This window comes from Nocardioides sp. LHG3406-4, assembly GCF_049897745.1.
Classification (GTDB): Bacteria; Actinomycetota; Actinomycetes; order Propionibacteriales; family Nocardioidaceae; genus Nocardioides.
In genome coordinates, this window is sequence record NZ_JAFCWV010000003.1 from 437,524 (window position 1) to 449,701 (window position 12,178).

Genomic DNA, 12,178 nt, shown 5'->3' on the forward strand with positions numbered 1-12,178 from the left:
CTCAGTCGTCGAGGAGGGCCCGGAGGGCAGCGCGGTGCTGCTCGTAGGCATGGCGGCCGGCCTTGGTCGCCTTGTACGCCGTCACGGCGCCGCGCCCGCGCCCGCTCTTGGTGATCGTGACGTAGCCGGCGGCCTCGAGCGCGCTCGCCTGCTTGGAGAGGTCGGAGTCGCTGACACCGAGATGCTGGCGCAGGAAGGCGAAGTCGGAGGACCTCGAGCTGCTGAGCACCGCCATGATCGCCAGCCGCTTCGGTGCGTTGAGGACCGGGTCCAGTCCGTCCAGGGCCGAGGAGGTGGTCATGCCAGTCGCTCGCGCACGCGCGCCGCGACGACGGCGTACTCGTGCTCGTACCAGGCCACGACCGCCCAGCCGCCCACGGCTGCGATCGCGACGGCCAGCCAGGGGCTGACCTGCTCACCGGCCAGCCAGGCCGCCCCGCCGACGACGACGGCGCCAAGCACCATCCGGAGCACGGCGGGGTTGAGCTCGCGCGGCGGCCGTCCGGTGGGGTACGTGCCGCGCCGACGCCGGTCCCATCGGATCACCAGACCCATGACCAGCACCAGCCCGAGCTGGACCAGCGCCAGGACGATGCCTTCGAGGAAGCCGATGGCCAGGGCCAGGACCCCTGCCCAGACGCCGAACCCGATGGGCCACCACACCGGCGTGGGCGGATGGACGACCCAGGCGGCGGACTCGCCACGCTCGATCTCGTGAAGCTGCTGACGCAGCCGTTCGCGGCCTGCATTGCTTTCCATGTTGGAAACCTATCCGAAGGTTTCCACTATGGCAAGTGATGAGCGCGGTGGGCAGGCTCGAACTCGCGCAGGCATTCGCTACCGGTGGGTTCGAGAGTGATCTAGGTTACTCCGCAAGGATCCACCCATCCCGAGCTGCAGGAGTCCCATGCCGACCACGACCGACACGAGCTTCGTGCAGAACCTGCTACCCAGCGTCGCCGTTCAGTTCTGGGACCGGGTCCAGAAGTCGCCCGACCGCGAGGCGTTCCGGTTCCCCGCGGGAGAGGGCTGGGAGTCGGTCACCTGGCGTGAGGCCGGTGACCGCGTGCGCAGCCTCGCCGCAGGACTGTTGAGCCTCGGTCTCGAGTCAGAGCAGCGGGCCGGGATCGCCTCGGGCACCCGCTACGAGTGGATCCTGGCCGACCTGGCCATCATGTGCGCGGGTGGCGCGACGACGACCGTCTACCCGACCACCAACAGTGACGACACCGGCTACATCCTCGGCGACTCCGAGTGCCGCGTGGTCTTCGCCGAGGACGACGAGCAGGTCTCCAAGGTGCGGGAGCACAAGTCCGACCTGCCCCACCTCGCCAAGGTCGTGACGTTCGTCGGCGCCAGCGACGGCGACTGGGTCATCAGCCTCGACGACCTGACGGCGCTCGGCGACGCCTACCTCGCCGAGCACCCCGACGCCATCGAGGAGACCGCCGCGTCGATCTCGCCCGAGCACCTCGCCACCCTCATCTACACCTCCGGCACGACCGGTCGCCCGAAGGGCGTCCGGCTCCGCCACCGGTCATGGGTCTACGAGGGCGAGGCGATCAACGCGCAGGGCATCCTCAACGCCGACGACCTGGAGTTCCGCTGGCTGCCGATGGCGCACTCCTTCGGCAAGGTCCTGATGTCGGCCCAGATGGCGTGCGGCTTCGCCGCGGCCATCGACGGCCGCGTCGACAAGATCGTCGAGAACCTCGGCGTCGTCAAGCCGACGTTCATGGGTGCGGCACCGCGCATCTTCGAGAAGGCCCACGGCCGCATCGTCACCATGCAGGCGGCCGAGGGTGGCGCCAAGGAGAAGATCTTCAAGAAGGCCTTCGAGGTCGGTCTCAAGGTCGACCGCCTCGAGCGTGAGGGCGCAGCGGTGCCACTCCCGCTGAGGATCCAGCACGGTCTCTTCGACAAGCTGGTCTTCAGCAAGATCCGCGACCGGTTCGGCGGACGCGTGCGCTTCTTCATCTCCGGGGCAGCGGCGCTCAACCGCGACATCGCCGAGTGGTTCCACGCCGCCGGCATCACGATCCTCGAGGGCTACGGGCTCACCGAGACCTCCGCCGGGTCCTTCGTCAACCACCCAGACGACAACCGCTTCGGCACCGTCGGACCGGTGTTCCCCGGCTCGGAGGTCAAGCTCGGCGACGGCGACGAGGTCCTGATCAAGGGCCCCGGCATCATGGACGGCTACCACAACCAGCCCGAGGAGACGGCCAAGGCGCTCACCCCCGACGGCTGGCTGCACACCGGCGACAAGGGCTCCCTGGACGCCGACGGCTACCTCACCATCACCGGGCGCATCAAGGAGCTCTTCAAGACCTCCGGCGGCAAGTACGTCGCCCCGCCCGCGATCGAGTCCAAGTTCAAGGCCGTCTGCCCCTACGCCAGCCAGTTCATCGTCTTCGGCGACGAGCGCAACTACTGCGTGGCGCTCGTCACCCTCGACCCCGACGCCATGACGGGCTGGGCCGCGCAGAACGGCCTGGCCGGGGCGTCGTACACGGAGATCGTGCACTCCGAGGCCGTGAAGGCGATGGTCGGCGGCTACGTCGACCAGATGAACGCCCAGCTCAACCGCTGGGAGACGATCAAGAAGTGGCGCCTGCTCGACGAGGACCTCACGGTCGAGTCGGGGGAGATGACCCCGTCGATGAAGGTCAAGCGCAACGTCGTGCAGGACAACCACAAGGCGATCATCGACGAGATGTACGCCTCCTGACCCGACGGCTGCCTCTCACGGCGTGACCTGACGCGGACCGGCCGTCCCAGCTGTGGTGGGATGAGCGGGTGGCCCCCGCACAGCCCTCGGGCGACCCTGCACCTGCGGACGGGTCGCTGCCGGAGAGCGCGCTCGCCGGCGCGGGGGAGCGACCCCTGGGCATCTATGTCCACGTGCCGTTCTGCACGGTCCGGTGCGGCTACTGCGACTTCAACACCTACACCGCCGAGGAGCTCGGCGAGACCCCCGGCGCGTCGCGCGCGACGTACGCCGAGGCGGTGATCGACGAGCTGCGGATGGCTCGGCGCGTGCTCGGGCAGGACGACCGCCCGGTGTCGACGATCTTCCTCGGCGGCGGCACGCCGACCCTGCTCAAGACGGCCGACCTGGGCGCGATCCTGGCGTCGGTGGCCAGCGAGTTCGGCCTCGCCGACGACGTCGAGGTCACCACCGAGGCCAACCCCGACAGCGTGGCGTCGTGGGACCTGGACGAGCTGCGTGCCGTCGGCTTCAACCGGATCAGCTTCGGGATGCAGTCGGCGGTGCCACGCGTGCTCAAGACTCTCGACCGCACCCACGACCCGCTGCGGGTCCCGGCGGTCGTCGAGTGGGCGCGGGCCGCCGGCTTCGACGAGGTGAGCCTCGACCTCATCTACGGCACCCCCGGCGAGTCCCTCGCCGACTGGGAGGAGTCGCTCGATGCCGCGCTCGCCTGCGAGCCCGACCACGTGTCGGCGTACTCCCTCATCGTCGAGGACGGCACCGCGCTGGCTCGGCGGGTGCGCCGCGGCGAGCTGCCGATGCCCGACGAGGACGACCTCGCCGACAAGTACCTGCTGGCCGACCAGCGACTCGGCGCCGGGGGGCTCGAGTGGTACGAGGTGTCCAACTGGGCGCGCCGCCCGGAGAGCCGCTGCCGGCACAACCTCCTCTACTGGACCGGCGGCGACTGGTGGGGCGCGGGCCCGGGGGCCCACTCCCACGTCGGCGGCGTGCGCTGGTGGAACGTCAAGCACCCGAGCGCGTACGCCGACCGCCTCGCGGCCGGCGTCAGCCCGGCCCATGCGCGGGAGGTGCTCGACGACGAGACCCGCCGGGTGGAGTGTGTCCTGCTGGAGCTCCGGCTGCGTGACGGCCTGCCGGTACTGGCGCTCGACCAGCACGGCCGCGGCCAGGTGCGCCGGCTCGTCGACGAGGGCCTGCTCACCCTGCGCACCGAGCGGCTGGTGCTGACCCCGCGCGGCCGGCTGCTCGCCGACGGCGTGGTGCGGGACCTGTTGCCCTGAGACGTCGGGTGCCGGTCATCCCAGCGGCTCGAACCCCATCTCGGTCAGGACGTCGCTGATCACGTCGTTGCCCTTCTGCGAGGGGTGCGTGTAGTCCTCCGCGAGGAGATCGCCGGAGGGTTGGAGGCCGTCCGGACCGTTGAACGCGTGGTAGACGTCGACGCACCCGAAGCCGGCGCTCTCCGCTGTGTCGCACAGCATCGCGTTCCACGCGTTGAGGACCAGCTTGGTGCGCCGGTCCTCCGCCGGGCTCAGGTGGCCCTCCTCCCACCCGATGAAGTCGTTGTAGCGGTTCAGGGTCCGCAGGATGGTCGGGGAGCCCGACCGCAGCTCGGCGACGTCGTGGAAGAGCCTCGCGTACTTCGGGCGGTACGCCGCGGCCGCGTGCCGCGCACAGCCGCTGTCGACCGCGGACCACCGGGGCATCTCGTCGGCAGCCAGCGGGACGCCGCACGGTCGGTCGCTGTTCAGCTCAGTGCTGTTGTGCGCGATCGCGACGACGATGACGTCCGCCTGGCCGAGAGCGTCGGTCAGCCGGCCCATCTCCCCGGTGAGGCCCTCGACGGTCAGGCCCGTGTGCTCGGAGAGGTTCACGACGTCGACGCGCTGGCCGGTGGCTTCCTCCACCTTCGCCGCATAGGTCTCGATGAACCCGATGCAGCCCGAGCAGTCGGTCGAGAGGTTGTAGGGGATCGAGTCGCCGACGACGACGAGTCTCAGGCCTGGCGGCGCCGACGAGGAGGTGGAGGCGGGTTCCGAGGCGACGGCGTCATCCTGCGGATCGTCCGACCCGCACCCGGAGGCGAGAAGCAGCACTGCCACTGACGTCGCCCACGCGAGGAGGTCGCGTGGTCCACGACGGCTGCTGGCGGTGCGGGTCCGGGGTGCCGGGGCCATGACTGAGTGTGCGCCCGGCACTGCCGCGCCTCAACCGGTTTCCCGGCGCCTCGATCTCCCGACCCGATCAGGCCTGAGCAAGCTCAGTCCTGGGTCGTGAAGTCGATGAGCTCCTCGACGCGGCCGAGCAGCGCGGGGTCGAGGTCGGCGAAGGAGTTCACCTTGGACAGGATGTGCTGCCAGGCGCGGGCGATGTCGGCCTGGTCGCGGTGCGGCCAGCCCAGCAGCTGGCAGGTGCCCTTCTTCCAGTCCATGCTGCGCGGCACGTCGGGCCAGCGCGCGATGCCGAGCCGCTCTGGCTTGACCGCCTGCCAGACGTCGATGAAGGGGTGCCCGACGATGAGCACGTGCTTTCCGATGGGCGACCTGGCGATGCCCTGCGCGATCCGGCTCTCCTTCGACCCGGCGACCAGGTGGTCGACCAGGACGCCGACCCGGCGCTCCGGTCCGGGCCGGAAGTCGCGGAGGTGGTCGGCGAGGTCGTCGACGCCTCCGAGGTACTCCACGACCACGCCCTCGATGCGCAGGTCGTCGCCCCAGACCCGCTCGACCAGCTCGGCGTCGTGCCGGCCCTCGACGAAGATGCGGCTCTGGCGCGCCACTCGCGCCTTCACGCCCTGCACGGCCACGGAGCCGGACGCCGTACGCGTGGGGGCCGCGGGAGCCTTCTGACGCAGCGGCGGGGTGAGGATCACCGGCCGGCCCTCCAGGAGGAACCCCGGACCCAGCGGGAAGGTACGGCGCTTGCTCCGGCGGTCCTCGAGCGTGACGGTGAAGAGGTCCCGGTCGACGGCGATGATCTCGCCGCACCAGTCGGTGGTGACCTCCTCGACGACGAGGCCGAGGTCGGCTGGATGCTCCTGGGCTCGCCCGCGCTTGGGCGCCCTCCAGTCGGTCGAGAGCACGTCGGCGCCGTAGCGATCAGGGGAGGTCACCCGCCAACGCTAGGTCGCGCGGGGTCCCAGGTGGCGGTGGCGCGCCGTCAGGACCCGTCGGCTGAGTCGTCGGCGTCCTCGGCCGCGTGCGAGTCCTCGGACCCGTCGGGGTCCTGGGTGGCGTCCATCTCCAGGTCCCGGTCGACGTCGTCGGGGTCGAGCGGCTCGGCCAGCGGGTTGTCCTCGCCCGGCTGGAGATCCTCGGGCAGCTGCTCGTCGGCGATCCCGGCCTGGGGGGTCTCGGCGTCCTGTTCGCTCATGGGTCGAGCCAACAGGCCCAGCCGTCGGGCGTCAACGTCCGTTCAGACGAGAGGGAGCCGTTTCTGGCCGCGGGGCAGCTGCTCGTAGCCACGGCGTAGGGCGGCGGCCAGCCGCTCGCTCGGGAACGGCCACTCGGCCGCCTCGAGCGCCTGGTCCGGGGGTACGCCGCGGTTCGCCAGGTTGCGGATCGCGTCGGCGACCAGACCGATGTCGTTGCGCTGGACCTCGACGAAGTCGCGGTCGACGGGGGCGCCGTGGCCCGGCACGACCGTGCTCGAGGAGGTGGTGAGGCCCAGCACGATGTCCATGCTGTGCGGCCAGTCCAAGGGGAAGCAGTCGTCGCCGTAGACCGGCGGGGCCGACTCCTCGACCAGGTCGCCGGCCAGCAGCACGTCGACGTCGGGGATGCGCACCACGAGGTCGCCGTCGGTGTGGCCGCGCCCCGGGTGCACCAGCTCGACGACGCGGTCGCCGAGGTCGAGTGAGACGGCCGAGGAGAACGTGTGGTCGGCGGCGACCAGCTCGGTGGCCAGCACCTCGTCGCGGTGCGGGTCGTCGGGGTCGTCTGCGTACCTCTGCTTGGTGCGCTCGCCCCACGGGACCGTGGTGGCCGCGGCGTTCTCGTGGGCGTGGATCGCGATGTCGCCGTACGCCGACCGGAAGGCCGCGTTGCCGAAGGTGTGGTCGAAGTGGCAGTGCGTGTTGACGACCGTCGTCACCTCGCCGGCGCCGAGCCGCCGTAGGTCGTCGATGACGCCACTGGCCGCCAGTCCCGAGCTGTGGGTGTCCACCACCAGGAGTCCGCGGTCGCTGCCGACAGCCGTGACGTTGACGTCGAACCACTCGTAGCGCGCCACCCACACGCGCTCGGCCACCTCGATGAAGTCGGACATGCCCGCGAGCCTAGTAGGCTTGGCACTCGCCACGCCTGAGTGCCAGCACCGATCGAGGAGGAGGAGCCCGTGACCGACGACCGCAAGCTCGCCGTACTCCGCGCGATCGTCGAGGACTACGTCGCCACCGAGGAGCCGGTCGGCTCCAAGGCTCTCGTCGAGCGGCACGGCCTGGGCGTCTCGCCGGCCACTGTGCGCAACGACATGGCGGCGCTGGAGGAGGAGGGCTTCATCCACCAGCCGCACACCAGCGCCGGCCGGGTGCCCACCGACAAGGGCTACCGGCTCTTCGTCGACCGGCTCACCACCGTCAAGCCGATGAGCGCCGCCGAGAAGCGCGCCATCTCGACCTTCCTCGACGGCGCCGTCGACCTCGACGACGTGGTGCAGCGCTCGGTGCGGATGCTCTCGCAGCTCACCCGGCAGGTCGCCGTCGTGCAGTACCCCACCCTCTCGCGCAGCACGGTGCGGCACGTCGAGCTGGTCGCGCTGGCTCCCGCGCGGCTGCTCGTGGTGCTGATCCTCTCCACCGGCCGGGTCGAGCAGCGCCTGGTCGAGGTCGACGGCCAGCTCGACGACGACGTGCTCGCCATCCTGCGGTCGCGCATCGCGCGAGCGGTCACCGGTGAGCGCATCGCCGACGCCATCGCCGCCCTCGGCGCCATCTCCAGCGCGCCGGGCGATGAGCCGGTCGGGCTGGTCGCCGCGGTGGTCGAGACGCTCACCGACGCGATGTCCGACCACCGCAGCGACGAGCGGGTGGCGGTGGGCGGCGCAGCCAACCTCGCGCGGTACGGCGACTCGTTCGACACCTCGGTCAGACCCCTGCTCGAGGCGCTCGAGGAGCACGTCGTGCTGCTCAAGCTGCTCGGTGAGGCCAGCACCGGCGGTGCCGTGACCGTGCGGATCGGTCACGAGGGCCCCTACGCCGAGCTCTCCTCGACCAGCGTGGTGGCCACCGGCTACGGCCCGGGCGACGACGCCGTCGCCAGCCTCGGCATCGTCGGGCCCACCCGCATGGACTACCCCGGCACGATGACGGCGGTGCGTGCCGTCGCCCGCTATGTCTCGCGCATTCTCGACGAGGCCTAGCCTCGAAACCCGGGCCCGGAAGCTGGCCTCCAGAAGTTAGGAAGACGGACAAACGTGAGTCAGGACCTCTACGAGCTCCTCGGTGTCGCCCGCGACGCGGATGCCGACGCCATCAAGAAGGCCTACCGCAGGCAGGCCCGGCAGCTGCACCCGGACGTCAACCCCGACCCCGAGACGCAGGAGCGCTTCAAGGAGGTGTCCCGCGCCTACGAGGTGCTGTCGGACCCCCAGAAGCGCGCGGCGTACGACCGCGGCGCAGACCCGTTCGCCGGCGGTGCCGGGGGCTTCGCGCAGGGCGCCGGCTTCTCGTTCACCGACATCATGGACGCGTTCTTCGGCGGGCAGGGCCAGGGCGGCCAGACCCGCGGGCCGCGGCCGCGCACCCGGCGGGGCCAGGACGCGCTGATCCGGCTGGACATCGACCTCGCCGAGGCGGCGTTCGGCGTCACCAAGGATCTCAAGGTCGACACCGCCGTGGTCTGCACGACCTGCCACGGCGAGGGCACGGCGCCGGGCACGAGCCCGATCACCTGCGAGACCTGCCGCGGTGCCGGCGAGGTGGCGCAGGTGCAGCGCTCGTTCCTCGGCGAGATCCGGACCCTGCGCCCGTGCGCCGCCTGCCGCGGCTTCGGAACGCTCATCCCCGACCCGTGTCGCGAGTGCTCCGGCGACGGACGGGTGCGGTCGCGTCGCACCCTGAAGGTCAAGATCCCCGCGGGCGTCGACTCCGGCACCCGCGTCCAGCTCACCGAGCAGGGCGAGGTCGGCCCGGGCGGTGGTCCGGCCGGTGACCTCTACGTCGAGATCCAGGTCGATTCGCACCCGACCTTCACCCGGGCGGGCAACGACCTGCACTGCACGGTCTCCCTGCCGATGACCGCGGCCGCGCTCGGCACCACCGTGACGCTGCCGCTGCTGGAGGCGGATCTCGAGTCGGCCGAGGACTCCGAGCTCGTCACCACCCTCGACCTCGACCTCAAGGCCGGCACCCAGTCCGGCACCGAGCACCTCATGCGCGGGTACGGCGTGCCTGGCCTGCGCGGCGGCCGGGGCGACCTGGTCGTCACCGTCGTCGTCGAGACGCCCACGCGCCTCGACGACCGACAGGAGGAGCTGCTGCGCGAGCTGGCGGCGATCCGCGGCGAGGAGTCGCCCGAAGGCACCGTGCGGGCGACGCACAAGTCGGTCTTCGGCCGGCTGCGCGACGCGTTCAACGTCTGATGTCGCTGCCGGTCCACCTCGTGCCGTCCCTGGCCGGGGTGCGTCCCGGCAGCGCCGTCGAGGTGACGGGTGACGAGGCCCACCACGCGGTGGCCGTACGACGGCTGCGGGCGGGGGAGTTCGTCGTTCTCACCGACGGCGCCGGCACGGCGGCGACCGGTGAGGTGACCTCGACCGGCAAGCGGGTCTTCGCAGTGACCGTCACCGACGTGGCGACACCGCCGGAGCCGGCGCCCGCCGTCACGGTCGTGCAGGCACTGCCCAAGGGCGACCGAGGCGAGCTGGCCGTCGAGATGCTCACCGAGATCGGGGTCGCCCGGATCGTGCCGTGGGCGGCCACGCGCAGCGTCGCGGTGTGGCGCGGTGACCGGGCGGCCAAGTCAGTGGCGAAGTGGCGCGCGACGGCCCGGGAGGCGGCCAAGCAGGCCCGCCGCGCGTGGTTCCCCGACGTGGCCGAGCTCGCCGGCACAGCGGCGGTGGTCGAGCTCGTGCGCGCGGCCGACCTGGTCGTCGTACTCCACGAGGAGGCGGAGCGATCCCTGCCCGACGTGGGCGCCGCGACGTCCGTCGTGGTCGTGGTGGGACCGGAGGGCGGGCTCACCGACGAGGAGGTCGCGGCGTTCGTCGGGGCCGGAGCCGTGTCCGTCCGGCTGGGTGCCGAGGTCCTGCGTACGTCGACCGCCGGCGTCGCGGCGGTGGCCGCCCTGCTGGCCGGCACGCCGCGCTGGCGCTGAGCGCTCGCCGAGCGGCCGGCAACGCTGCCCTAGGGTCAGACCGTGGCAGCGCGTCCTGAGAGGTCGAAGGTCCTGTGCTACATCGTCAGGGACGCTCGCCTGCTGGTGTTCCGCCATGTCGACGAGGACTGGGACGAGAGCGAGCTCCAGGTCCCCGCCGGCACCGTCAAGGCCGGGGAGACAGCACAGCAGGCGGCGCTCCGTGAGGCGACCGAGGAGACGGGGCTCAGCGGCCTCCGCGTGGTCCGGCACCTGGGCGAGTGCCGCTACGACATGGCGCCGTACCGCGACGAGGTGCAGCACCGTCAGGTCTTCCTGCTCGCGCTGGACGGGCCTGCGCCGGAGCGCTGGCTCAGCCAGGAGGACGACCCCGACGACGCCTCGGGGGCGCACCGCTTCGAGTGCTACTGGCTTCCCGTCAGCCAGTGCCACTCGCTGTCGGCCGGACACGGTGCGCTGCTCGGACGCCTCTGGGACGAGATCACTCGACCGTGACGTCCTTCGAGTCCGTCATGGCGCCGACGCCCTCGGTCCCTCCCGTCGGGTCGTCGGTCGTCGCCCAGATGGTGTAGTCGCCCGGTGCGACGCCGGCCAGGTCGATCGAGAGCTCGAACGGGAACAGCTTGTCCTCCATCCAGCCGTCGGCCATCCACACGCCCTTCTTCACGACCTCGTCGCCACGCCGCAGCTCCCAGCCGCTGCTGGCCTCGAAGCTGTTGGCCACACCGGAGAGCTTCATCGTGCCGCTGACGGTGGCGCCCTGCTCGGGGGTGGTGATGTTCATGTGGCTGAGCGCTTCGAGGACCGGCGCGTTGGTGACCGGCTCGGCCGTCGGGACGCCGTACACGGTCTGGGCGCGTGCGTCGTCCACCATGAACTGCACCGGTGCCCGGCGCTGGGCCACGGCCTGCACGGTGTAGACGACCTGCTGGACCGCGGCCGTCGCCTCCGCCCTGGACATGCCGGGCTTCGCGGCACTCATGGAGTCGTCCGCGAAGCGCACCGAGATCACGTCGCCGTCGTCCTCGACCCCGTCGAAGGAGCCCGCCCGCCAGGCGGTGCGGTAGTCGGGGTCCTTCGGCGTGCCCGAGAGCAGCTCGAGGGCGGACGTGAGGGAGACGTCTCCCGCTTGGAACTCGCGGTAGAGCCGCGGGCCGCCGCGATCGGTGTCGCCGATGAAGTACAGCGGGACGGCCCCCGCCTCCGCAGCCGGGGAGGACGGTGACTCGCTCGGGTCCTGCGACTGGTCGGCCGAGGGCTGCGCAGGCGTCGGCTCGACGTCCTGCGACGACGACGCGGCAGGATCGGGGTCTGCGTCGTCACCGCCGAGCCCGCCTGCGACCGCGATCGCGGCGATGACGGCCGCGGTCGCCGCGGCGCCGAGGAGGACGAGGGGCCAGCTGCGCTTGCTCATGGTTGTCACCTTCGCATCGGTGCGCGTTCGTGCGCGGATGTCGGCCAGCGCGTCGCGCGGCTCGATGTCGGAGACCGCGTCGCGGAGCGCGCGGGCGAGGTCGTCGTCGTCGTTCATGGCTGTTCTTCCTCCAGCAGCGGACCGAGCAGGCCACGCAGCGACGCTGCGCCGCGGGACGCGTGGCTCTTGACCGCGCCTCGGGAGATGCCCAGGGTCGTGGCGATCTCGCCCTCCGACAGGTCGGCGAAGTAGCGCAGGGCCAGCACCTCGCGCTGGCGCCGGGGGAGCTCCCGCAGTCCGTCGAGTACGGCGTCGCGCCGGGCCGCGCCGAGCACGGCTCCCTCGGCATCGGGTGCCACCGGTGCGGGCTGAGCGGCCTCGGCGCGCAGGTGCCGGTCGACGACCACCCGGTGCCGGAGCACCGAGCGCGACCGGTTGACGACCGCCTGGCGCAGGTAGGGGAGCGCCGCCTCCGGTGTGCGGATGCGCGACCACCGGCCGTGCACCGCGACGAACGCGTCCTGCACGACCTCCTCGGCCGTCCCGGTGTCCCGGACGAGGAGCACGGCCAGGCGCACGAGCTGGCGCCAGTGGGCGGCGTACAGCTGCTCGAGCGCCTCGTCGGCGTGCCATCCCCCGGGGTCGGTCACAGGCCCCGCCTGGAGCGGGGCGCGCGTCCCTGCGGGGCGAGCCGGTGCATGGATGGTCACGCTA

General features: G+C 71.7%; 14 protein-coding genes. 6 read left to right on the forward strand and 8 right to left on the reverse strand.

From position 1 onward, the window contains the following. Window position 1: 1 nt before the first annotated feature. Together ACP7BP_RS13845 and ACP7BP_RS13850 are read right to left on the reverse strand one after the other, a co-directional pair. On the reverse strand, window positions 2–301 hold the full coding sequence (locus ACP7BP_RS13845; protein WP_426245310.1) for a transcriptional regulator: 300 nt from the start codon (window positions 299–301) through the stop codon (window positions 2–4). Continuing rightward, window positions 298–759, reverse strand: coding sequence for a hypothetical protein (locus ACP7BP_RS13850; protein ID WP_426245312.1), 462 nt, complete (start codon window positions 757–759; stop codon window positions 298–300). Before ACP7BP_RS13850 ends, ACP7BP_RS13845 begins: the two co-directional genes overlap by 4 nt. A gap of 148 nt (window positions 760–907) precedes the next feature. Here ACP7BP_RS13850 and ACP7BP_RS13855 point away from each other — a divergent pair, with 148 nt between their 5' ends. Both ACP7BP_RS13855 and hemW read left to right on the forward strand, forming a co-directional pair. Next, window positions 908–2,731: an AMP-dependent synthetase/ligase gene (locus tag ACP7BP_RS13855; protein ID WP_426245313.1), complete on the forward strand. Its 1,824-nt coding sequence runs from the start codon at window positions 908–910 to the stop codon at window positions 2,729–2,731. Between the two features lie 68 nt (window positions 2,732–2,799). After that, window positions 2,800–4,017: a radical SAM family heme chaperone HemW gene (gene hemW / locus ACP7BP_RS13860; protein ID WP_426245314.1), complete on the forward strand. Its 1,218-nt coding sequence runs from the start codon at window positions 2,800–2,802 to the stop codon at window positions 4,015–4,017. A gap of 15 nt (window positions 4,018–4,032) precedes the next feature. On the opposite strand, the gene ACP7BP_RS13865 is transcribed toward hemW, so the two are convergent. From ACP7BP_RS13865 to ACP7BP_RS13880, 4 genes are all read right to left on the reverse strand, one after another. Then, a complete protein-coding gene (locus ACP7BP_RS13865; RefSeq protein WP_426245316.1) occupies window positions 4,033–4,839 on the reverse strand; it encodes an SGNH/GDSL hydrolase family protein in 807 nt (268 codons plus the stop codon). 158 nt (window positions 4,840–4,997) lie between these two features. After that, a complete protein-coding gene (locus tag ACP7BP_RS13870; RefSeq protein WP_426245318.1) occupies window positions 4,998–5,849 on the reverse strand; it encodes a DUF3097 domain-containing protein in 852 nt (283 codons plus the stop codon). A gap of 47 nt (window positions 5,850–5,896) precedes the next feature. Further along, window positions 5,897–6,109 (reverse strand): hypothetical protein, encoded by a 213-nt coding sequence (locus ACP7BP_RS13875; protein WP_426245319.1) that lies wholly within the window; start codon window positions 6,107–6,109, stop codon window positions 5,897–5,899. Window positions 6,110–6,151: 42 nt separating this feature from the next. After that, entirely contained in the window at window positions 6,152–7,003 is an 852-nt protein-coding gene (locus ACP7BP_RS13880) for an MBL fold metallo-hydrolase (protein WP_426245320.1), read from the reverse strand. A 69-nt stretch (window positions 7,004–7,072) separates the two neighbouring features. On the opposite strand from ACP7BP_RS13880, the gene hrcA reads away from it, so the two are divergent. Genes hrcA through ACP7BP_RS13900 form a run of 4 tightly spaced genes read left to right on the forward strand, consistent with a single transcriptional unit; the run spans window position 7,073 to window position 10,545 of the window. Next, window positions 7,073–8,095, forward strand: a complete 1,023-nt coding sequence (hrcA, locus tag ACP7BP_RS13885) for a heat-inducible transcriptional repressor HrcA (RefSeq protein WP_426245322.1) — start codon at window positions 7,073–7,075, stop codon at window positions 8,093–8,095. Between the two features lie 54 nt (window positions 8,096–8,149). Further along, window positions 8,150–9,316 carry a molecular chaperone DnaJ gene (gene dnaJ, locus ACP7BP_RS13890; protein WP_426245323.1) on the forward strand — a complete coding sequence of 389 codons (1,167 nt, stop codon included), beginning with the start codon at window positions 8,150–8,152 and terminating at the stop codon, window positions 9,314–9,316. Then, entirely contained in the window at window positions 9,316–10,050 is a 735-nt protein-coding gene (locus ACP7BP_RS13895; protein ID WP_426245324.1) for a 16S rRNA (uracil(1498)-N(3))-methyltransferase, read from the forward strand. The genes dnaJ and ACP7BP_RS13895 overlap by 1 nt, the downstream gene beginning before the upstream one ends. 42 nt (window positions 10,051–10,092) lie before the next feature. Further along, window positions 10,093–10,545, forward strand: a complete 453-nt coding sequence (locus tag ACP7BP_RS13900; RefSeq protein ID WP_426245325.1) for an NUDIX hydrolase — start codon at window positions 10,093–10,095, stop codon at window positions 10,543–10,545. Here the strand turns inward: ACP7BP_RS13900 and ACP7BP_RS13905 are convergent. Beyond that, window positions 10,532–11,581, reverse strand: coding sequence for a Gmad2 immunoglobulin-like domain-containing protein (locus tag ACP7BP_RS13905; RefSeq protein ID WP_426245327.1), 1,050 nt, complete (start codon window positions 11,579–11,581; stop codon window positions 10,532–10,534). The two genes, ACP7BP_RS13900 and ACP7BP_RS13905, sit on opposite strands and share 14 nt — an antisense overlap. Continuing rightward, complete coding sequence (locus ACP7BP_RS13910; protein WP_426245328.1) at window positions 11,578–12,114, reverse strand: SigE family RNA polymerase sigma factor; 537 nt, start codon at window positions 12,112–12,114, stop codon at window positions 11,578–11,580. The genes ACP7BP_RS13905 and ACP7BP_RS13910 overlap by 4 nt, the downstream gene beginning before the upstream one ends. Window positions 12,115–12,178 lie beyond the last annotated feature (64 nt).